Genomic DNA, 22,955 nt, shown 5'->3' with positions numbered 1-22,955 from the left:
CAACGCCCTCGCCCCAACGATTCAGCACCTTCTGATAGTCGCCATTGCCGATTGTGCCGTTCAGCGCGGTGCTGATCGGTTCAGCCAGCCCGCTGCCTTTCTTCACCGTCACAGCAATGTGCGCCGCTTTTGGCCAGCCACCATCGACGCTGCCCACCAGTCGGGTTTTACCGGTCAGCGCCGCTTTCCAGGCACCGATCACGTTGGGACCGAAATAGGCATCGGCACGGCCTGCCTGCAGCGCCAGGGTCTGGGCTGCGTCATCTTTGGCGTAGATCGGCGTGAAGGCTTTGAGGCCCTTTGCCTGATTCTCTTTATCCCACGCCAGCAGAATGGCTTCCTGGTTGGTACCGGATCCCACAATGATCCGCAGCCCGGCGATATCTTCTGCTTTGGTCAGTGACTTTATCGGGCTGCTGGTTTTGACATAAAAGCCCAGGGAATCTTTGCGGTAGGTGGCAAAGTCGAACTTCTGTTTACGATCTTTGGTCACGGTGATGTTGGAGATTGCCGCATCATACTTGCCCGACGCCACGCCCAGCGGCCAGTCTTCCCACGACGTCGGCACCACGTTGAGTTTCAGTCCCAGGCTGTCGGCGACCAGCCGGGCGATATCCACTTCACTGCCGAGCAAAGTTTTATTGTCATCGGAAAAGACCGTTAACGGAGGCGAATTCAGTGCTGCGACCGCCACGGTAAACGAACCCGGCACCACAAAGTGATGACCGGCAGGCAGCTGCGCGATGGCGTCCGGATTTCTCACGGTATTAATCGGGGCTTTATTCGCTTCCAGGCTGACGCGCTGGCCGTTATAGGAGACGCTGGTCTCTTCAGCCAGCGCATGGCTGCTGGCCGCCAGAACAAGCAGGGCGAGAAGACGCGATGTTGTTTTCATGGCTTGTGCCCTTATTGTGAAGTGAACTGATTAACGGGTTGTTTCAGGGCGAAGCTATCGCGCAGGGTGCTGCCCGGATAGTCACGACGCGTCAGGCCGCGAGCCTGCAGAATCGGCACCACGCGGTCGACAAAACGTTCAAAGGTATCAGGCGTGCCGCCATTGATGATGAAGCCGTCAGCGGCCTGGGTCTCGAACCATTGCTGCAGGCCATCCGCCACCTCTTCCGGCGTGCCGTGGAACAGTGGACGTGGGGTTGCTGCTTCCAGCGCCGCCTGACGCAGGGTGTGTCCGTGCTGCTGCGCTTTGCGTTTGATCTCATCGGTGGTGCTGCGGAAGCTGTTCTGACCAATGTCGCCAATGTCCGGGAAAGGCTGATCCAGCGGGTACTGAGAGAAGTCATGATGGTCGAAGAAACGCCCAAGGTAGTTAAGCGCATCGGTAATTGATACCAGCGCCGCCGTGGTCTGATACTGGCGCTCCACGTCCTCCGCATCATCGCCAACAATCACACTGACACCCTGGAAGATGTGCAGATCCTCTGGCTGACGGCCGTTCGCCACCAGCTGCTGCTTCACATCCTGATAAAACGCCTGCGCTTCTTCGCGGGTTGGCTGATGGGTAAAGATGGCGTCAGCATGCCGCGCTGCCAGTTTTTTACCGTCATCCGACGCGCCTGCCTGGAAGATAATCGGACGTCCCTGTGGCGTGCGGGCGATATTCAAGGGTCCCTGTACCTGGAAGAAGTCACCATGATGATCGAGCGTGTGCAGCTTCGCCGGATCGAAGAACTGTCCGCTCTCTTTGTCGCGCACAAAGGCATCCTGCTCCCACGAGTCCCACAAGCCTTTCACCACCTGCAGATACTCATCGGCTATGCGATACCGCAACGCGTGCTCAGGGTGTTTCTGGCGGGAGAAGTTTTTCGCAGACCCTTCCAGTGGTGATGTAACCACGTTCCAGCCCGCGCGACCGCCGCTGAGGTGATCGAGGCTGGCAAACTGCCGCGCCACGGTGAACGGCTCGCTGTAAGACGTGGAAACGGTGCCGACCAGACCTAGGTGCTCCGTAACGCCCGCCAGTGCAGACAGCAGCGTCAGCGGCTCAAAGCGATTAAGAAAGTGCGGGATCGACTTTTCATTAATAAACAACCCATCGGCGACAAACAGAAAGTCGAGCTTGCCCTGCTCCGCCTTTCGGGCGATTTTTTTGGCGTAATCCAGGTTGATGCTGGCATCGGCCTGCGCTGCCGGATGACGCCAGGCGGACATATTTCCCGATGCGCCATGCAGAATAGTGCCCAGCCGAAGTTGTCTTGTGGTCATGATGCTCTCTCTTTTTTTAGTCGTAGCGATGCCCGACGGCGGTTATCAGAACCGTCGTGATTGAGCGGGCTGCAGATGAAATCAGTTCAGAATGGATTCCCGACATCGCGCATTAAGATGTTGCAGCGCCTGGCGGGCCAGTCGGGCGAAGTAGTCAGCGGCGGGGGCGATCAGCGCCTCATCCGGGGTAAAGCTGGCGTGGTGGAGACCAAAATCACTGGCGCTGCCAATGCTGACAAACGCACCCGGCACCTGTTGCAGATAGAAGGCAAAATCCTCACCCAGCAGATGCAAATCGGCGGCCTGCACCCGATAACCCGCCTGCTGCGCCACTTCAATGCTGAAGTTCGCCCAGTGCGCGTCGTTAATCAGCACCGGCGGGCCGGGATGCCAGCTCAGTGTCGCCTGCGCGCCATTGGCTGCGGCGAAGTGTTCAACCAGCGTGCGCACCCGCTGCTCGAGTTCCGCACGCAGCTGTAAATCGTGGGTACGTGCCGTGCCGCCAAACTCAACGCCGCCCGGCAACACGTTCCAGCTTTTGCCGCCATCGATGCGGGTAATGCTCAGCACCAGGCTGTCCAGCGCACTGAAGCTGCGGCTGGTGAGGCCCTGCAGTGCCTGAATGATCTGGCTGGCGGTGACAATGCTGTCGACGCCCTGTTCCGGATACGCGGCATGTGCGCCTTTGCCGCTAACGCGAATAATAAATTTGTCCGTATTGGCATAGAACGCTCCGCTGCGGGTAGCGAATGTGCCAACGGGCAGCGAAGGTTCATTGTGCATGCCGAAAATGGCCTGCACCTCATCCAGTACCCCGGCGTCGATAAACTGACGCGCCCCACGAGCAATCTCTTCGGCGGGCTGGAACAGGATACGCACCCGACCGGGCAACCGATCGGCCTGTGAATTAAGCTGCAACGCCGCACCCAGCATCACCGCGCTGTGCAGGTCGTGACCGCAGGCGTGCATCACGCCAGGATGACGGGAGTGAAAACGCACCCCGCTGGCTTCATGGATCGGCAACGCGTCGATGTCCGCGCGCAGTGCGATCACCGTATCCCCGCTGCCAATCTCCGCCACCAGGCCTGTCTCAAGCGGATAGTCCAGCAGCTGAATACCCGCAGCCTCTAACCAGCCCCGCAGTCGCGCGGTGGTCGCGAACTCCTGACCCGACAGTTCAGGCCAGGTGTGCAGTTCACGTCGCCATTCAATCAGTTGTGACTCATGGTTCATGATGACTCTCCACTGAGGTTCAGGCTGCGACCAGATGATGCGTGGCCAGCAGTTCGAGTGACTGCAGGCGGGCAACCGGCTCGGTAATTGGCGTGTCGATAACGAACTCGTCGATATCAAAATTATGATGCAGCGCGTCCAGCTGGGCATGAACCTGCGCTGCCGTGCCTTTCAGGAGTGATGGGGTGCGCGGCTCTATTTTGTAATCCCGATAACCGCCCTGACGCACATAGCGTTCGGCTTGCTCCAGACTGGCGACGTTGACGCCTGGGCCATCCTTCACTGCCACGTGATAATGACGCAGACCGGAAACCAGCAGGTCTGCTCCGGCGGGTGAATCGGCCACCACTACCTGCACAGCCACCAGTGCACGCTGTCCGTGGCTCAGACGGGAGAAAGTATTTAGCGCGTGCTCAAGCAACTGACGATCGCCATTAAGATGCGCCGCAAAGACAAACTGCCAGCCCAGCGAGGCGGCCAGCCGGGCGCTCTCTTCACTGGCACCCAGCAGAAAACGGTTAGCCGGGCGTGACGGCAGTGGCGTCGCGGCTAAGCCCTCATCGTCAGGATGCGCCTGCGCGGGCTTCAGCCAGCTGTCCAGCAGCTGAAGCTGTTCGGCAAAGGTGCCTTTTCTGGCGGCATCGACGCCCTGTTGCAGTGCATGGGTGGAGAGCGGTAAACCACCCGGCGCTTTACCCACACCGAGGTCGATGCGGCCCGGAGCCAGGGAGGCGAGCAGATTAAAGTTCTCTGCCACTTTATAGGGGCTGTAGTGCTGCAACATCACCCCGCCCGATCCGACACGAATATGTCGGGTCTGGGCAATGATCCAGGCAATCAACACTTCCGGTGAAGGGCTGGCGAGCTGCGCGGTGTTGTGATGTTCCGCCAGCCAGAAGCGGTGATAACCCCACTCTTCTGCCAGCTGGGCCAGTTGCAGCGTACGCTGTAGCGCCGCGGTGGGCGACTCGCCCTGCAGCACGGGCGCCTTATCTAAAAGACTTAATCGATATGCCATTCACCTGGTCCTTATTCAATCCGGTTGCTAACCAGTGTGCTGCGCAGTCGATTATTGGTAAAACATCATATTGTTTTATGATTTCCTGGATTCGTCATAATGGCGAGGCCTGAAAGAAAAAAGGAGGGTAACGGCGCTGAAATAGGGTGTGATAGCAAGATCTCGCGGATAACGCTGTTCATTGCCTGATGAAAATGCGATTAAAACCAGCGAACTGGAAAAGTTATGCAGAAAATCGTCTTAAGTATGGGGAGCTAACGGTTCCTGGTCGCGGCTGGTGGAGTTTCAGGCATCAGATGTTCGGCATTATTAATTTGATTCTTCAAAGGAAGGATAAGTGGACGAAAGCCAGTCAGGCAAAGCAGCATTTTGAAAATATTGATGGCGTCTGTGGCGACAATAACAACTGCCGGGTGAGCGCGGGGATATGTACCTTATCCTGCGATTAGAATCATCTGTTGTAATGAGAAGTTTAAATTCCTGTTTCTCATCGATTAAAACCTGCGCACAGGAATAACGATCCCCTGGGGGGATAAATAATTAAATCCCTAAGGCCGCCGCGAATTTTGTTTCAGAGGAAAATACCGCGTATTGATAATCGCCACATTGACTTCACAGGGCACACCGTCGTCGAGAAAAACGGTTTCATTAAGCTGAATGACCGCATCACCTTCCGCTAAATTAAGCAGAGTCAGTGATGGTGCATCCGTAAGATTGACGGCCGTTAAGTGCTGATCTCTCAGCTGGACCTTCTTACCTGTAACTTCTTCAATGTAGGCATATTTGGAGACTTCCAGCTTGCTGAATTCCATGCTGTTAAACATATTTACCGGCAGGTGAATATGTTCCAGCGCAACCGGAATATCATCGAAACACATCAGGCGTAAAATTTTATATATCTGATCGCTGTTCTTTATACGCAGTGCCTGGGCCATGTCCGCTGAAGGCACCCTGATGATGCTGACCGAAATGATTTTTCTGACACCTTTATGGCCATTTCTCTGAGCCTGGTAATCAAACGGTGAAAGTACATGATATCTGTGAGCCTGGCTACTCACCTCTGTAGAACCCACAAAAATACCCGATCCTTTAACCCGGTATATTCTCTGCTGCTCCACCAGAATGCGAGTGGCTTCACGCACCGTAGCCCGTGTGATGCCGATATTTTTGGCAATTGAAATTTCAGTATCCAGCTTTTCCCCAGGTCGAAGGCCATCATCCTTAATTTTATTGAGGATGTAATCAACAACCTCTTTTTGCTTTTCAGTAATGCCATCAACCATTGGCTTTCTTCCCATTTGAGTGAAGGACAGACTCCCTCTAATCCGTGTCAGTACAGTTCTGCCTGACATTGCCGGATGAGTACCACTTCCGCTAGCTGAATATGTGATCAACTTATCAAATTGGCACTGATGTTAAGTCTGATAAGCAATATTTTAACTTTACAGGTTGTGTCCGTACACGTCGAAGGACATCATCAGTATGACTAGACATCTTTGACATGTACAGATTTGGTGACAAGGGGTGAAATATAACCTTATCTGAAAAACGATAAAATGCTTTTTATTAACCAGATGAAATATATGAATTTTACGAATTCTATGCCCTTTAACTACATTCGGTTTTTGTGTCGCTCTGCTGACAGGAAGTTTATCTAAAAAAGTGATATCGGGAGTTATCTGGGAAACTGACTGTACATGCTCAGGAATTTATGAAAAATCGGAATGCATAACAGGCTCTGTTCCGGTTGAGAAAATTTTATATGAGATGAGGTATGCGCAACCGGGAGCAGGCAAACGCCACACGGTTTATGCGCTTAGTTAAATTCTATTGCGCATTTAAACAGGAGGAGTAAGACGATGTCACACCTGTCTAAGTGGTTAAACAACGAGAAAATCCAGTACGTCGAAAGCGTTGCTGGCTGGCAGGAAGCGTTAGTCATTGCGGGACGTCCTCTGCTCAGTGAGGGCGCAATATCGCAGGATTATATTGATGCGATTATTCAGCAAAAAGAGGAGATCGGTCCCTTTTTTGTAATTGCGCCGCAGATTGCCATGCCTCATGCGCGCCCGGAACAGGGCGCACACAAACTGGGGTTGTCGATTGTGCTGCTGGGCACACCCGTGAAGTTTGATTCCGATGAGAACGATCCGGTGAAAGCCATATTTATGTTTGCTGCGCCGGACAGTAATAGCCATATCGAAATGATTTCCGAACTGGCAGAGGTTCTGTCCGATGAAGAGATCATGGCTCAGCTCTTCAATGCCACCAGCAAAGAAGCGCTCACGACGATTTTATCGGGCGTCTGAACTGCCCGCTGAGACAAGACTTTTGATCAACAGATAATGAGGTTAGATATGAAAATTATGGCGGTATGTGGTTCGGGTCTGGGTAGCAGCTTCATGATGGAAATGAACATCAAGAAGGTGCTTAAAACAATTGGTGTTGAAGCCGAAGTCGAACATTCGGATCTTGGTTCAGTCACCCCCGATGTGGCGGATGTCTTTGTTATGGCGAAAGATATTGCCTACAGCGCCAATCTTCCGGAACAGAAAGTCATCATCATCAACAACATCATAGACCTGAAAGAAGTAGAGCAAAAAATACGCGAGTATTTTGAGAAGAACTGACGCTAATAATTAGATAAACACCTTACCCTCGAGGTTAATATGTTTACTCAAAATCTTTTGCAGTTCGTCGTCGACGTGCTGAAAGTGCCCTCTATATTAGTCGGACTGGTGGCATGTTTCGGACTGATTGCGCAGAAAAAGCCGTTTCCTGATGTCATCAAGGGTACGGTAAAAACCATTCTGGGCTTTCTGGTGCTGGCAGGCGGAGCGACCGTTCTGGTCGGTTCCCTGACGCCACTGGGCGACATTTTCAAACATGCGTTTGATGTTCAGGGCATCATTCCTAATAACGAAGCGATGGTCTCTATCGCCCTGGCAAAATATGGTGCGCCAACCACGATGATTATGGCCTTCGGCATGGTCGCCAATATCGTTGTCGCTCGCTTCACCCGACTCAAATATATCTACCTCTCAGGGCATGTTACGTTCTATATGGCCTGTATGATCGCAATTATTTTATCGGTTGCTGGCTTTGAAGGTATTCAGCTTATTTACACAGGGTCACTGCTGTTGGGAATTCTGATGGCCACCTTCCCGGCGATCGCTCAGCCCTATATGCGTAAAATCATCGGAGGTGACCAGGTCGCCCTGGCGCATACCGGCACCATTGGCTATGTCTTATCAGGCTGGATCGGATCGTTAGTGGGCAAAGGATCTAAATCCACCGAAGAGATGAACATGCCAAAAAACCTCAGTTTTTTGCGCGACAGTACCATCTCTATCTCTCTGACGATGATGATTATCTACTTAATCCTGTCGGTGTCTGCCGGTAAAGAATATGTAGAGGCTAATTTCAGCAATGGTCAGAACTACCTGGTTTACTCTTTTATCCAGGCCATCACCTTTGCGGCGGGTGTCTTTATCATTCTGCAGGGTGTGCGCTTAATTCTGGCTGAAATCGTCCCGGCCTTTACTGGCTTTTCAGAAAAACTGGTGCCGGATGCCAGACCTGCGCTGGATTGCCCGATCGTCTTCCCCTATGCCCCGAATGCGGTGCTGGTTGGCTTTATCTCCAGCTTTGTCGGTGGTCTGGTGGGACTGTTTGTTCTCGGTCAGCTGCATTGGGTACTGATTCTGCCGGGTGTGGTTCCCCACTTCTTCTGTGGTGCGACGGCGGGCGTATTTGGTAATGCGACGGGTGGCAAGCGCGGGGCGATTTGCGGTGCCTTTGCTCATGGCCTGTTAATTACGTTCCTGCCTGTCGCCCTGCTACCGGTACTCGGACAGATTGGACTGACCAACACCACTTTCTCGGATACCGACTTCGGCGTCACCGGCATCCTGCTGGGTAATATGGCTCACTTTATGAATAAGGGAACCATCACCATGATCATCACCGGTATTTTTGGCCTGTTAGTGATTTATAACTTCATGGCCAAAAAGAAGGTGCCTGCTGAAACGAACGCAGGGTAATCAGAACGTGTAATGCAACCCGGAAAGGGCAATGAGTCCTTTCCGGGTGTTTCTGTTAAATCGCTTAGCGGCTCCGCTTAAATCACGCCCTGGTCCCCTTTAGAATTAACTTCGCTTAGCGTTTACAAAATTCTCTATTCCGCTCTTTTTTGCCCACCACTGATTTGTAGTCACTTATCGCAACCTCCATTACCTGACCTTTACTGGCACTAACCCCCCCAAAAAAAGGACTATTCCGATCGCATAAAGTGATCTTCATCACATTTTTCACATTAGGTTCGCTAATAAATAAATTTTAACAACAAAACATTTGAATGATAATGATTAACATTTACACTCTCATCCGCATATAACAAAGCGTTAAACGCTGCCATATCCACAAATAGTATGCGGAATTTTCTCTTTTTAAGGTGAAAACCCTGGTCCACAGAATTGGCAGGGTTTTTATCTGGTTAGTTAGTTTTATGTTTACTGGAGTTGTTGAGCGGACATCCTACGCTGCTGACTTTATGTCGGCAGGGTTATCGGTATTAACGCACAGGAACTGAATATGCTTTTACGCTCATCCACTCAGGCAGCACTGGATCTGACGCCAGCCTCCAATGCCAGCGGTGCTGAAACGGCCATTTTTAACGATCAGCAACTGGCGGCCTGGTCGCAGCAGACTCAGGAGGTGCTGGCGCTGATGACCCGCACGGTAACCGGCGTAGAAAAACCCTTCAGTGGTATTCTGCCCCACGAACTGGCGGCGGAGTTCAGCGAAGTCGATCTCGATCGTCCGCTGGGCAACAACGATGATGCGCTTGCGGAGCTGAGCCAGCTCTATCTTCGTGACGCGGTCTGGTTCCACCATCCTAAATACCTGGCGCACCTGAACTGCCCGGTCGTCCTGCCCTCTCTGATGGCAGAGCAGATTATGGCAGCGGTGAACAGCTCGGTCGATACCTGGGATCAGAGCGCAGGCGGCACGCTGATTGAGCAGAAGGTGATCGACTGGACGCTTGGCCGCATCGGCCTGCCTGCCGGTTCCGATGGGATCTTCACCAGCGGCGGGACCCAATCCAACCTGATGGCTATGCTGCTAGCGCGTGACAGCTGGTGTTCGGCGCATCATCCGGGACACCTGATCAAACATCGCGGCCTGCCTGAGACCGCATCGAAATGGCGGGTGTTCACCTCGAAACTCAGCCACTTCAGCATCCAGAAGTCGATGGCGATTCTGGGACTGGGCTATGACGCGGTTATCGCTGTTGATCACGATGACCATTACCGCATGGACGCCGGGTGCCTGGCGCAGGAGATCGCGCGCTGCCGCAGTGAAGGGCTAATCCCGATTGCTGTGGTCGCCACCAGCGGCACCACCGACTTTGGCAGCATCGATCCGCTACCGGAAATCGCCCGTCTCTGTGACGATTATGGTTTGTGGATGCACGTTGACGCCGCTTATGGCTGTGGCCTGCTGGTCTCTGAGAACCATCGCTCACGCCTGAATGGCATTGAGCGCGCGGATTCCGTCACCGTCGATTATCACAAATCGTTCTTCCAGACCGTCAGCTGCGGCGCGTTCTTTGTGCGTGACAGCCATAACCTGAAGCATGTTACGCACCATGCGGATTACCTCAATCCACTCAGTGCACAGCAGGAAGGTACGCCGAATCTGGTCAACAAAAGCATTCAGACCACCCGCCGTTTTGATGCGCTGAAAATGTGGCTGACACTGCGCGTGATGGGTCCGGCGGCGCTGGGCGATGCCTTCGATACCCTGATAGATCTGACACAGGCCGCTCACCAGCTGTTAACGGCGCATCCGGCCATTGAAGTGCTGCATGCGCCTGAGCTGACTACTCAGATTTTCCGCTACGTTCCCGGCAAACATGCCAGCGACGCGCAGATCGATGAAATCAACGCTGCTATCCGTAAAGCGCTCTTCCGCTCCGGTAATGCGGTGATCGCCGGAACCAAAGTCGATGGACGTCAGTATCTGAAATTTACCCTGTTGAATCCCACCACCACCATTGCCGACATCGAAGATGTGTTGAGCCTGATTGCGCATTATGGCCGCGAGCAGGTTCGTGCCTCTGCGCTGAGCGCGGCGAATCAGGGAGCGATCTGAAATGAATAATCCTGTTTACGATTTTATTGGCATCGGCATCGGTCCTTTCAACCTGAGCCTGGCCTGTCTGAGTGAGCCGGTTGAGGGACTGAACGGTATTTTCCTGGATGAGAATCCAGGCTTTGACTGGCATACCGGCATGATGCTGGAAAGCGCCCATCTGCAGACACCGTTTATGGCCGATCTGGTAACGCTCGCCGATCCGACCAGCCCTTACAGCTTGCTTAACTATATGAAGGAAAAAGGGAAACTATATTCTTTTTATATTCGTGAAGATTTCTTCCTGATGCGGAAAGAGTATAACCAGTACTGTCAGTGGGCCAGCTCGCGCCTTTCCAACCTGCGCTGGAACAGCCACGTCGAGTATGTCAGCTACGATGAAGCGGCCGGCATCTATGACCTTCAGGTAACCGACACCCGAAGCGGAGAGAAGCAGCGCTATCAGGCGCGTCATCTGGTGCTCGGCACCGGGCCAAAAGCCTGGATGCCGGAGTGCAGCCAGCCGCACCGCCAGCGCCTGACGCATTCCAGCCACTATCTGGCCAACAAAGCGGAACTGCAGCAGAAGCGTTCGATTACCGTGCTGGGCAGCGGCCAGAGCGCGGCGGAAATCTACTACGACCTGCTGACCGATATCGACCGCTTTGGCTATCAGCTCAACTGGATTACCCGCGCGCCGCGCTTCTATCCGCTGGAGTACACCAAGCTGACGCTGGAGATGACCTCGCCGGAGTGGGTGGATTATTTCCACGCCCTGCCCGCCAGCACCCGAGACGAGCTGAATGCGCGTCACAAGAATCTCTACAAGGGGATTAACAGCAGCTTAATCAATGACATTTACGACCTGATGTATGTCAAACAGCTCGACGGCGATCTCAACGTCAACCTCTTCACTCATTCGGCGCTGACCGCCATGCGCTGGCTGCCACAGGGCGAGTTCGAGCTGACGCTGCATCAGGAGGAGCAGGATTGCACCTTCACCCGTCGCACCGAAGGACTGGTGATGGCGACCGGCTATCACTACCAGCCACCAATGTTTTTAGAGGGTATCCACGCCCGCCTGCGCTGGGATGAGAAAGGCCGCTATGACGTGCAGCGCAACTACAGCATCGACCATCACAATCAGATCTTCGTGCAGAACGCCGAGCTGCATACCCACGGCTTTGTCACGCCGGATCTCGGCATGGCCTGCTACCGCAACTCTGTGCTGCTGCGTGAACTGACAGGACGCGAGGTTTATCCCATCGAGCGTCAGATCGCCTTCCAGACCTTCCCGGCTAAATCGGAGCACTGAGATGAGTTTACAACCGCTGTTCAGTGCGGCCCGTCCCGCAGGCCAGTTTACCCTGAGGCCAATGCTCGGAAGTGATGCGCCGCTGATCCACAGCTGGGTCACCCGCGATTACGCTCGCTTCTGGGGAATGCAGCAGCAGAACCTGGAGCAGGTCGCGGAGTTTTATCAGACGCTGACCGCATCCGATCCCCATGCGGCGTTGATTGGCTGCTGCAATGACGAGCCTGTCTGTCTGATTGAGTGCTACCGCGCCGGTGATGATGAGGTCGGTAAATTCTACCCGGCCGCACCCGATGATTACGGCATGCACATTCTGATTGCCCCGGCCAGCCAGCCGATCAAAGCCTTTAGCTGGCAAGTTTTCACGCTGGTGATGGACTACATGTTCAGCCGCCCAGAGGTGAACCGTGTCGTGGTGGAGCCAGACGTGCGCAATGAAAAAATTCACGTGCTGAATAAACGCGCTGGATTCCGCTACCAGCACACCATCGACATGGGCCACAAAACCGCCTGGCTGGCCTTTTGCCAGCGGGAAGATTATCAACACGCGTTACAGCAGGAGTCGCAGACTATGAACACCCCCTCTTCACTGACCGACGGCACGCATCTGACGGGCGACAACTGGACGCAGGCAAACCGCATGCTGATCCGCAAAGCGATTGCCGAATTCGCGCATGAAAAAATCATTACCCCGCAGGAATCAGGTAACGGAAGTTATCAGCTGGCGGTGCCGGGCGGTGAAGCGACATACCATTTCCGCGCGGCGCGGCTGGCGCTGGATCACTGGGAAATCGACGCGGATTCTCTGCGCAAGCAGGAGAACGGACATGAGCTGCCACTGGATGCGCTGAAGTTTATCGTTGAATTCAACGGAGAGATCGGGATTCCGCAGGTACTGCTGGCGACCTATATGGAGGAGATCAGTAGCACCCTGTGCAGCAGCGTCTATAAGTTGCAGAAAAATAATCCCGACACTAAGGCGCTGGTCGCAGCCGACTTCCAGACGGTGGAAGCAGCGATGACCGAAGGCCATCCCTGCTTTGTTGCCAATAATGGGCGCATCGGCTTCGATGCGCAGGATTATCTGGCCTATGCGCCGGAAGCCGCCGCGCCCGTTCACCTCATCTGGGTCGCGGTTCATCGCCGCAACGCGCATTTCTCCAGCCTCAGCGAGTTGAGCTATGAGCAGCTGATGCGTGATGAGCTGGGCGACACCACCGTGGAACAGTTCAATGCTCAACTGGTGAAAAAAGGACTGGCGGTTGAAGACTATATCCTGATGCCGGTGCATCCGTGGCAGTGGCAGAACAAACTGCTGACCGTGTTTGCAGCGGACATTGCCAGTCACGATATTGTTTATCTGGGCACCGGGGACGATGCTTACCAGGCGCAGCAGTCTATCCGCACCTTCTTTAATCGCAGTCAGCCCGGGAAGCGCTACGTGAAAACCGCCCTGTCAGTGCTGAACATGGGCTTTATGCGCGGTCTGTCACCCTACTATATGGCAACGACACCTGCCATTAACGGCTGGCTGGAGCAGCTGGTGGCGAGCGATGCGTGGCTGAAACGCTGTGATTTCCGCATCCTGCGTGAAGTCGCGGCGGTCGGCTATCACAACCGCTATTATGAGCAGGCGATCAAAGGTGACTCCGCCTATAAAAAGATGTTCGCGGCGCTGTGGCGCGATAATCCTGCCGCCAGCCTGCAACCCGGTCAGCGTCTGATGACCATGGCCTCTTTCCTGCACGTCGATCACCACCAGCAGGCTCTGCTGCCCGCGCTGATTGCGGACTCCGGTTTGCCTGCGAAGCAGTGGATTGATCGCTATCTGACCTGCTATCTCAGCCCGCTGCTGCACTGCTTCTATCAGCATGACCTGGTATTTATGCCGCACGGTGAAAACCTCATCATGCTGCTGGAGAACAACGTGCCGGTCAGTGCTTACATGAAGGATATCGGCGAAGAGATCGCCGTGATGAACCCGGACGCGGTGCTGCCGGAGGGCGTGCAGCGTCTGGCGGTGGATGTGCCGGAGAACCTCAAATTACTGTCGATCTTCACCGATGTGTTTGACTGTATCTTCCGCTTTATCAGCGCGATCCTGCATCAGTCTGGCACGCTGCCGGAAGAGGCGTTCTGGCAGGCGGTGGCGCAGTGCGTCAAGGATTACCAGCAGGCGCACCCGGAGCATGCTACTAAGTTCGCGCACTATGACATGTTCGCGCCTGAGTTTACCCGCTCCTGTCTGAACCGCCTGCAGCTGGCGAATAACCAGCAGATGATTAACCTTTCTGATCCTGCCGAAAACCTCAAGTTCGCCGGCACGCTGGTCAACCCGATAGCCCGCTGGCGCTAAGCGTTACACTGTCACTCTGATACTATGCGGCTACCCTGGTGGCCGCTTTTTAATGGTTTTAATGCAGGTATTCGTAATGGCTTCTTTTCTACCGGTGTCACAACTGACCCGCCGGCATCTGATTTTTCCGCTGTCGCTGGTGTTATTTGAGTTCGCCACCTATATCGCCCATGACATGATTCAGCCCGGCATGCTGCTGGTGACGCAGGAATTTAAAGTCGGGCCGGAGTGGGTTTCTACTTCACTGACCGCCTATCTGGCCGGTGGCATACTGCTGCAATGGCTGCTTGGCCCGCTCTCTGATCGTATCGGGCGGCGTCCGGTGCTGCTCAGCGGCGTGGCCTTTTTTATGCTCTCGTGTGTGGCGACGCATTGGGTGCAAAGCATTGAGCAGTTTGTTCTGCTGCGATTTCTGCAGGGAATCAGCCTCTGCTTTATCGGTGCGGTGGGCTATGCGGCGGTGCAGGAAGCATTTACGGAATCGCTCAGCATCAAAATGATGGCGCTGATGGCCAACGTTGCCCTGCTGGCCCCGCTGGCTGGTCCACTGGCGGGCGCGGCTTTTCTTACCGTGGGTGAATGGCGCACCCTGTTCTGGCTGATTGGTGCTGTCGCGGCGCTGGCGCTGGCGGGGTTGTGGTATGCCATGCCTGAAACGGCGGGCGATCGGCAGAAACCGCTGTCGCTGCGATCGATTATCAACGGTTACGCGGAATTGCTGAAAGATCGTCAGGTGATGCGCGGTTCGCTGGCCATCGGACTGGTCACCGTGCCCTGCATCGCCTGGGTTGCGCTGTCGCCCGTGATTTTGATCCACGGCGCGCAACTCAGCCGCATCGACTATGCCCTGCTTCAGCTGCCAGTCTTTGCCGCCATGATTGCAGGCAACCTGACGCTGGGGCGCTTATCCAGCCGTCTGCCGATTGAACAGCCAATAAGACTCGGTGCCTGGCCGGTGGTCTGCGGGCTGGCAATCGCGATGACCGCCACTGTGCTGAACGCGCAAAGCTATCTGTGGCTCACTGCCGGAATGAGTCTCTACGGTTTTGGCACCGGGCTGGTTAACGCCGGACTCTATCGTATGACGCTGTTTTCCAGCAGTGGCGGAAAAGGCAGCGTGGCAGCGATGCTTGGGATGGTGAGTATTCTGATCATTGCGCTGGGCATTGAAGCCGCCAAAAGCGCGTATTTCAGCTACGGCACCGGTGGCTTCAGTCTGGTGAACCTGATTTGCGGTCTGCTTTGGCTGGTTCTGGTCAGCGCTTTTCTGCGTGCAGGCCAGCGGAAATTATGTGTGGAATAGCGGTTCCTGATTAACCCGCTGTGTATCTGGATAAAATATAACCCGGCAGGATGGCAGAAATTTATTTGCCATCCCTCAACTGAAATTAACAGATTAAATCCCGCCCCCATCCCGCATTTATTTTTTTCAGATAAGCTTTGACCAAATCGTTACTTTATCTGCGTGTTGCGTCATTCGATGATGATTCCGCCTGCTGAGGCAATTGATAACAAAGGAATTCACCATGAAGACGTTATTTTCCCTTAAACCACTCGCACAAACGCTGGTTTTTACATTACTTGCCGGGACTCTGAGCTTTAATGCGGTGGCCGCACCGGTCAAAGGCGGCACGCTGATTTATCTTGAACAGCAGGCACATACCAACCTCTATCCGCCTGCCGGTGGCTTTTACCCAAATGGCGGCATTCTCAATCAGATCACCGATAAATTAACCTGGCAGAATCCCGAAACGCTGCAGGTTGAACCCTGGATTGCGGAAAGCTGGACTACCAACGCCGATAAAACCGAATACACGTTTAAATTGCGGCCGGGCGTAACCTTTTCCGATGGTACACCTTTAGATGCAAACGCGGTGGCGAAAAACTTTGATACCTACGGCCTGGGAAATAAAGCGTTGCGCCTGCCGGTATCGGAAGTCATTAATAACTATGCACGCAGCGAAGTGATCGACCCGCTGACCGTGAAATTTTATTTCAAAAAGCCGTCACCCGGATTTTTGCAGGGCACCGCCACCATTGGTTCTGGCCTGGTCTCGCTGAGCACCCTTGCGCGCAGTTTCGATCAGCTGGGCGATGCGCGTCACATCATCGGCTCCGGGCCATTTGTGGTCAGTGATGAGAAGCTCGGTCGGGAAGTGGATCTGGTGGCGCGTAAAGAGTATCAGTGGGGACCGAAAAACGTTCAGCAGCAAGGTCCGGCCAATCTCGATGCGATAAAAGTCATCGTGACGCCGGAAGACAGCGTGCGCATCGGTGCACTGCTGGCGGGCCAGGCAGGCCTGATCCGTCAGGTTCAGGCATACGATGAGAAGCAGGCTAAAGATCAAAAATTCCCGGTTTATGCCGCGCCGACCCGAGGTGTAAACGACAGCCTCAGCTTCCGTCCGGATAATCCGCTGGTCAGTGATATCCGGGTGCGTCAGGCACTGCTGCACGCCACCAATGCGAAGCAGGTCGTTGAGACGCTCTTCTCACCAAACTATCCGCAGGCAACCTCGGTCGTGGCGACCACCGCCGCGGGATACATCAATCTCGCTGACAAACTCACTTTTGATCTGGCGAAAGCGAAGGCATTACTGGACCAGGCGGGCTGGAAACCGGGCGCAGATGGCATCCGCGAAAAGGCGGGCCAGCGACTGGCGTTAACCGTCTATGAATCGCTACCGCAGCCGCAAAACAAAGAGGTACTGCAACTGGTGGCGCAGCAGTGGCGCCAGGCAGGCGTCGCGCTTACCGTCAAAGCAGGCGATGCGGGCAGTAAAACGCTGGATAACCTCGATCCCCTTAAGACCCCGCTTAACGTCACCGAAGTCGGCCGCGCCGATCCCGACGTGATTAAAAGCAGCTTCTACCCGGCCAACCGCGACAACCTGCTGCAGAAAGGTGGCTCCAGCGACAAAGTGAAAAACTTCCGCGATGACAAACTGAACCAGCTGCTGGTTGCGATATCCGCTGAAGTTGACCCGACAAAACGGTTACAGCTAACCGGTGACGTTCAGCGTTATTTGCTGGACCAGGCCTATGTGATTCCGATCTTCGAAGAGCCGCAGGTCTATGCCGGTGCGCCCTGGCTGAAAGGGGTCAGTTTTGAAGCCGTGGGCCGTCCGGCGCTCTATGGCGCCTGGCTGGAAAAACAGTAACCGGAGGTGAGGATGCGTCATTATCTGCTGCAACGCGCTGGCCTGGGTGTACTGGTACTGTGGGCCGCGTTTACCCTGTCGTTTGTGCTGCTGCAGGTGTTGCCGGGCGATGCTGTTCTGATCAAGTTTCAGAATCCGGATCTCGGCCTGAGTCCGCAGCAGATTGCTGAGATGCGTCAGGCCTATGGCGCGGATAGCCCGCTGTGGCAGCAATATCTGCACACGCTGGCGGCGATGCTGCACGGTGACTTCGGCTATTCAGTGCAGGCGGGCGTGCCGGTCAGTGAACTGCTGACCAGCAATCTGCCCGGCACGCTGCGACTGGCCCTGTGCGGTTTTTTGCTGGCGACACTGCTGGCATTTGTGCTGGCGACACTGTCGCGGCTGCCTGTTCTGCGCGGTCTGCGCAATCTGCTGCAGTCACTACCCGCGCTTTTTATCTCAGTGCCGACCTTCTGGCTCGGCATAGCCCTGATTCAGCTCTTCTCGTTCCAGCTGCGCTGGATCCCGGTGATCAATCCCTCACCGTGGCAGGGACTGATTCTGCCTATCATTACGGTCGCCGTTCCAATATCTGCGCCACTGGCACAGATTCTGTTGCGTAGCATCGATGAGGTTTCAACCCGGCCTTTTGTGGCGGTGGCGCGCGCAAAAGGAGCCAGCGAGCACTATGTGCTGTGGCGGCACATCCTGCGCAACGCCATGCTGCCAGTGCTCACCGTGGCGGGCCTGCTGCTGGGAGAACTGATTGCCGGTGCGCTGATTACCGAAACGGTGTTTGGCCTGGGCGGTCTGGGCCAACTGACGCAGCAGGCGGTAAACAATCAGGACGTGGCGGTGTTGCAGGCGGTGGTGATGATCTCCGCGCTGGGATTTGTGGTGATCAACCTGCTGGTGGATCTGCTGATGCCGTTGTTTGACCCACGCTTACAGCTGTCACGAGGTGCAACATGAGTCTGGTTGATTACGCAACCGCGCGGCAACCCGTGGCGGCAAAGAGACGCATTTTACCGTTCTCGCCGGGCCTGTGGCTGGCCGTTTTAGTCATGCTGCTGGCCGTTCTGGCGGCACTGTTCCCGGCCCTCTTTACCCAGGCCAGCCCGATAGAAGGGACCGCGGGTGCACAGCGACTCGCTCCGCAGGCCGGGCACTGGCTCGGCACCGATCAGCTCGGCCGCGATCTCTTTGCCCGCATCGTATACGGTGCGTCACATTCGCTCTCCGCCGCCGTCATGGCGGTGACAATTGGACTGCTTGCAGGTACCGCGCTGGGTCTGGTGGCAGGGGCAATCGGCGGCAAAACTGAATCAACGGTCATGCGCGCCGTAGATGTCCTGCTGGCGATTCCGGCGCTGCTGCTCTCTCTGAGCGTGCTGATTTTACTCGGCTTTGGCACCCTGAATGCCGCGTTAGCGGTGGGCATCGCCTCTATCGCCAGCTTCGCCCGGCTCGCACGCGCCGAAGTGGTGCGCATCCGTCACAGTGAGTATGTCGAAGCGGCTTACGGCAGCGGCGGCCGCTTTTTCAGCGTGCTGTGGCGTCACATTCTGCCCAATGCGCTGACGCCGGTGATCGCCTATGCCGCCCTGCAATTTGGTCAGTCTATCCTGGCGCTGTCGACCCTGAGCTTCCTCGGCTACGGCACCCCGCCACCAATGCCGGAATGGGGTCTGTTAATCGCTGAAGGGCGTAATTATCTGGCTACCGCCTGGTGGCTGACCACTTTTCCTGGTGTGGTGGTGGTCGCTGTGGTGCTCGCAGCCAACCGCATCAGCCAGCAACTTTCAGGAGGACGCCGATGAGCGCTCAGCCGTTACTCGCGGTCAACAATCTGACGCTAAGCTATCGCAGCGGCAACCGTTGGCAGCCGGTGGTACATAACGTCAGCTTCGAGCTGCAGGCCGGTGAGATGGTGGCGCTGGTCGGGGAGTCCGGCTCAGGTAAAACCACCACCGCACAGGCGATAATGGGTCTGATGGCGGAAAATGGTCGCCGCGAAGGGGGCGAAATCCTGCTCAATGGCGTGGATATCAGTCAGTGGTCGCAAAAGCGTTTCGATACGCTGCGGGGTGCGCGCATCAGTCTGGTGCCGCAGGATCCCGGTAATTCCCTGAATCCGGTGAAAACGGTCGGCGAACAGGTGGAAGAGATCCTGCGACTGCACCTGAGATTACCGTCAGCGCAGCGTCATAAGCGGGTGATTGACCTGCTGACTCGTGTCGGCCTCAGTCATCCCGAACAGCGCGTTAAGCAATATCCGCATCAGTTGTCGGGCGGCATGAAGCAGCGGGTGTTGATCGCCATTGCCCTCGCCCTGCAACCGGAGATAATCATTGCGGATGAGCCGACCAGCGCACTGGATGTCACGGTGCAAAAGCGCATTCTTGATCTGCTGGACAATCTGCGGCATGAATCCCGCACCGCCGTGCTGTTCGTCACCCACGACCTGGCGCTGGCGGCGCAACGCGCAGACCGTATTATCGTATTTCGTCACTGTGAGATTCAGGAATCGGGACGCACTGCGCAGCTGATCAGCGCCCCGTCGCACCCTTACACCCGCCAGTTACTGAATGATGCGGCTCCTCAGCGCCCCGCCCGAGTTAAACCTGCAGCCTCCCGTTTCTCTGCTCCCGCTATCCGGGCAACCAGCGTGATGAAGAGTTTTTCGCTGGGCAAACTGCAGCGTCTGCAGGCGCTGAACCAGGTCAGCTTTCAGGTGGCGCGCGGTACCACGCATGCACTGGTAGGCGAATCCGGCTCAGGCAAAACCACGCTGGCGCGCATCGTTATGGGTTTTGACACCGCCGACAGCGGCGAGGTGACGCTGGATGGCATCGTGGTTAACGGATTACGCGGCGAGGCGCTGCGTCAGCTGCGGCGTAAGATCCAGTTTGTCTATCAGAACCCGTTTGCCTCACTCGATCCGCGTCAGACACTGTATACGATCATCGAAGAGCCACTGCGTAATTTTGAGCGGCTGAGCCGCAGCCAGCGCCGTGAGCGCGTTGAAGCGATGACCACACGGGTGGCGCTACCGCTCACTCTCCTGTCACGTCAGCCTCACGAACTTTCCGGCGGTCAGCGGCAGCGTGTGGCCCTGGCGCGGGCGCTAATCTGCAAGCCGGAGATTCTGGTACTGGATGAGGCGACTTCGGCGCTGGATGTCACGGTACAGGCGCAAATCCTTGACCTTTTGCAGCAGCTCCAGGCCGAACTGGGTCTGACCTATCTGTTTATCACGCACGACCTGGCGACGGTGCGACAGATTGCCGACAGCGTCACGGTGTTAAAAGCGGGCGAAGTCGCAGAGCAAGGTGACGTTGTCACGATTTTTAGCGCACCACAGCATCCTTATACCCGGGAATTAATTGCTGCCATTCCTCCGCTCGTTCCCTTAACCCACAAGGAGTCAGCATGAGCCGACGTCTCGGATTTTTTACCCGTCTGCTGGATAAGGTCCCGGCGAAACAGCGCTATCTGCTAGCCACAGAACAGATCCAGCATGCCGAACGCTGCGGATTTGATAATGCGTGGATTGCTCAGCACCACTTTCATCAGGATGAGGGTGGCCTGCCGTCACCGCTGGTCTTCCTGGCGCATGTCGCAGCGCAGACCCGCACCATCCGGCTCGGCACCGCCATCATCACCCTGCCGATGGAGAATGCGCTACGGGTGGCTGAAGATGCCGCCGTACTGGATTTGCTGGCAGATGGGCGGCTGGAGATCGGGCTGGGCTCAGGTGGCACGCCGGATTCGTTTTTGCCGTTTGGACTGACCTTTGCCGAGCGTGGTGACGTCTTTGCCGACCATCTGCATACGCTGCTCAGCGCCTGGCGCGGTGATTCACTGGGGCATCCTGATAATCATCTCTATCCCGCCGCGCCGCAGCTTGCCGGACGGGTATGGATCGCCACTTTCTCCATAGAGGGTGCGATCCGTGCCGCACAGGGCGGCCATGGCCTGATGCTGTCACGCACCCAGCCGCGCCCGGCGGGCCAGCCTGAATTGCCGCTGGATGCATTACAGAATCCGCTGATCGATGCCTATCTTGCGGCACTTCCTGCGGGAATCACTCCGCGCATCCTCGCCTCTCGTACCGCGTTCGTGGCCGCTTCTGATCGCTATGCCCGTCAGGTGGCTGAACCGGGAATTCGTCAGCAGGCTGCGCAGTACCGTGGCGAATTACGCGGTGAACGCTTTGATGATCTACTGGCCCAGTTTGATGCCCATGTTGGCAGCATCGATCAGGTGCAGCACTCACTGGCGCAGGACAGCGCACTGGCGCGCGTCACCGATATCTCATTCCAGGTGCATTCGGTTGAACCTTCGCATGCCGACACGCTGCGCTCGATTGAACTGATTGCCCAACATCTTGCGCCCGCGCTTCGTGCCGCGGGCGAACCTCACAGGAGAATTTCATGAATCAACCTGACGATTTGATCGCCACACTGGCGGATATCGATCCCGATTCCGAACTGGCCCGTGCGCGCCAGACACGTCACGCCGCCACACAACATGCTCAGGGTAGCTACACCGTGTTGTTTAGCCAGGGTGATGAGGATTTTCCACTGGCGGAGCGGCGTCAGCTGGCCGCAGAGGTTGCGGGCTGGCATGCACAATCCGGCCTGCAGGCGCACTACCAGCCACAGGAGAGTCTGGCCGGGAGTGAGCGGATCAACGCGGCACAGACATTTGCCCATCGCCTGACGTTTGAGCCGGTTGCCGCTGCCCCCGCGCATCTGGAGGCTTTGAAACAGGCGGGCTGGAGCCTGCGTGGCATTGTCACACTGGCACAGCTAGTAGCGTTTGTTAGTTTTCAGAGCCGGTTGCTGGCGGGTCTGCGCAGCTTACAGGGCGATGAGGCGTCGGGTGAGGTTGCCCCGGTAGTGGCTGGTCACTGGCACGAGGCATTACATACCGCTAGCGGCAAAACTGCCCTGACCGCGTTTACGCAACAGGAACTCGGCTGGGAGCCCTGGCTACCGGCAAAACCGCTGGCGGAATTCAGCGAGGAAGAGCAGGCGACGCTGACAAAATTTGGTCACACCGACTCCGACTATTTTCGCCTGCTGGCGCGCAATTTACCGTTGCTGGAGCAGCGAACCCTGACCGATAAAGGCATTTTTTATACCGCGGGCGGTCTGCCACGTGCCGAGCGCGAACTGGCTGCCACCGTAGTGAGTAAGGTCAACGGCTGCATCTACTGCGCCTCAGTCCATGCGCGTAAAGCCAGCCAGCTCTCAAAGCAGGATGAAGCGGTACAGAAGCTGCTGAACGTCGCCCCCGGTGCGGTGTTATCTCACGGTCACGCCGCCCGCTGGCAGGCGATTATCGCCTACTCAGCAGCGCTGTCACTGACCCCTGCACAGCCGACACAGTCGCAGCTCTCTGCCCTGCGCGAACAGGGTCTTGATACGCTCGCGCTGCTCGATCTGATTCAATCAACCGCCTTTTTTGCCTGGGCTAATCGCCTGATGCTGACGCTGGGCGAACCTTTTCTGCCGGAATAACAGGGAT

Annotated in this window: 18 protein-coding genes; 13 read left to right on the top strand and 5 right to left on the bottom strand. The window is 55.9% G+C overall.

Going from position 1 to position 22,955, the window contains the following annotated elements:
• From AC2LB6_RS20340 to AC2LB6_RS20320, 5 genes are all read right to left on the bottom strand, one after another.
• Positions 1-895, bottom strand: an 895-nt coding sequence (locus AC2LB6_RS20340; RefSeq protein ID WP_490094898.1) for an ABC transporter substrate-binding protein, incomplete at its 3' end; no start/stop codon positions are given.
• 11 nt (positions 896-906) lie between these two features.
• Positions 907-2,220 (bottom strand): LLM class flavin-dependent oxidoreductase, encoded by a 1,314-nt coding sequence (locus AC2LB6_RS20335; RefSeq protein ID WP_490094897.1) that lies wholly within the window; start codon positions 2,218-2,220, stop codon positions 907-909.
• Positions 2,221-2,301: 81 nt separating this feature from the next.
• A complete protein-coding gene (locus AC2LB6_RS20330; protein WP_490094896.1) occupies positions 2,302-3,453 on the bottom strand; it encodes an amidohydrolase in 1,152 nt (383 codons plus the stop codon).
• A gap of 19 nt (positions 3,454-3,472) precedes the next feature.
• Positions 3,473-4,471, bottom strand: coding sequence for an MsnO8 family LLM class oxidoreductase (locus AC2LB6_RS20325; protein ID WP_490094895.1), 999 nt, complete (start codon positions 4,469-4,471; stop codon positions 3,473-3,475).
• 548 nt (positions 4,472-5,019) lie between these two features.
• Positions 5,020-5,754: a GntR family transcriptional regulator gene (locus tag AC2LB6_RS20320; RefSeq protein WP_490094894.1), complete on the bottom strand. Its 735-nt coding sequence runs from the start codon at positions 5,752-5,754 to the stop codon at positions 5,020-5,022.
• A 576-nt stretch (positions 5,755-6,330) separates the two neighbouring features.
• On the opposite strand from AC2LB6_RS20320, the gene AC2LB6_RS20315 reads away from it, so the two are divergent.
• From AC2LB6_RS20315 to AC2LB6_RS20255, 13 genes are all read left to right on the top strand, one after another.
• On the top strand, positions 6,331-6,780 hold the full coding sequence (locus AC2LB6_RS20315; protein ID WP_490094893.1) for a PTS sugar transporter subunit IIA: 450 nt from the start codon (positions 6,331-6,333) through the stop codon (positions 6,778-6,780).
• A gap of 48 nt (positions 6,781-6,828) precedes the next feature.
• Positions 6,829-7,101 (top strand): PTS sugar transporter subunit IIB, encoded by a 273-nt coding sequence (locus AC2LB6_RS20310; RefSeq protein WP_003855084.1) that lies wholly within the window; start codon positions 6,829-6,831, stop codon positions 7,099-7,101.
• Between the two features lie 39 nt (positions 7,102-7,140).
• Positions 7,141-8,514 (top strand): PTS ascorbate transporter subunit IIC, encoded by a 1,374-nt coding sequence (ulaA, locus tag AC2LB6_RS20305; protein ID WP_490094892.1) that lies wholly within the window; start codon positions 7,141-7,143, stop codon positions 8,512-8,514.
• Between the two features lie 550 nt (positions 8,515-9,064).
• Positions 9,065-10,627, top strand: a complete 1,563-nt coding sequence (locus AC2LB6_RS20300; protein WP_490094891.1) for a pyridoxal phosphate-dependent decarboxylase family protein — start codon at positions 9,065-9,067, stop codon at positions 10,625-10,627.
• 1 nt (position 10,628) lies between these two features.
• The gene (locus AC2LB6_RS20295) at positions 10,629-11,921 is read left to right on the top strand and encodes a lysine N(6)-hydroxylase/L-ornithine N(5)-oxygenase family protein (RefSeq protein ID WP_490094890.1); all 1,293 of its coding nucleotides are present in this window, start codon (positions 10,629-10,631) and stop codon (positions 11,919-11,921) included.
• A gap of 1 nt (position 11,922) precedes the next feature.
• A complete protein-coding gene (locus tag AC2LB6_RS20290) occupies positions 11,923-14,277 on the top strand; it encodes a GNAT family N-acetyltransferase (RefSeq protein WP_490094889.1) in 2,355 nt (784 codons plus the stop codon).
• A gap of 76 nt (positions 14,278-14,353) precedes the next feature.
• Entirely contained in the window at positions 14,354-15,580 is a 1,227-nt protein-coding gene (locus tag AC2LB6_RS20285; RefSeq protein ID WP_490094888.1) for an MFS transporter, read from the top strand.
• 223 nt (positions 15,581-15,803) lie between these two features.
• Complete coding sequence (locus AC2LB6_RS20280; RefSeq protein WP_490094887.1) at positions 15,804-17,438, top strand: TIGR04028 family ABC transporter substrate-binding protein; 1,635 nt, start codon at positions 15,804-15,806, stop codon at positions 17,436-17,438.
• A gap of 12 nt (positions 17,439-17,450) precedes the next feature.
• Complete coding sequence (locus tag AC2LB6_RS20275) at positions 17,451-18,392, top strand: ABC transporter permease (protein ID WP_490094886.1); 942 nt, start codon at positions 17,451-17,453, stop codon at positions 18,390-18,392.
• Positions 18,389-19,240, top strand: a complete 852-nt coding sequence (locus tag AC2LB6_RS20270) for an ABC transporter permease (protein WP_490094885.1) — start codon at positions 18,389-18,391, stop codon at positions 19,238-19,240. The genes AC2LB6_RS20275 and AC2LB6_RS20270 overlap by 4 nt, the downstream gene beginning before the upstream one ends.
• Positions 19,237-20,856, top strand: a complete 1,620-nt coding sequence (locus AC2LB6_RS20265) for a dipeptide ABC transporter ATP-binding protein (protein WP_490094884.1) — start codon at positions 19,237-19,239, stop codon at positions 20,854-20,856. The genes AC2LB6_RS20270 and AC2LB6_RS20265 overlap by 4 nt, the downstream gene beginning before the upstream one ends.
• Positions 20,853-21,860: a putative FMN-dependent luciferase-like monooxygenase gene (locus AC2LB6_RS20260; RefSeq protein ID WP_490094883.1), complete on the top strand. Its 1,008-nt coding sequence runs from the start codon at positions 20,853-20,855 to the stop codon at positions 21,858-21,860. The genes AC2LB6_RS20265 and AC2LB6_RS20260 overlap by 4 nt, the downstream gene beginning before the upstream one ends.
• Positions 21,857-22,948, top strand: coding sequence for an alkylhydroperoxidase domain protein (locus AC2LB6_RS20255; protein ID WP_490094882.1), 1,092 nt, complete (start codon positions 21,857-21,859; stop codon positions 22,946-22,948). Before AC2LB6_RS20260 ends, AC2LB6_RS20255 begins: the two co-directional genes overlap by 4 nt.
• Positions 22,949-22,955 lie beyond the last annotated feature (7 nt).

This window comes from Pantoea sp. RCC30.1 (assembly GCF_058148845.1).
Note: the sequence above shows the minus strand (reverse complement) of the source record. Positions and strands in the feature narration are given on the sequence as shown.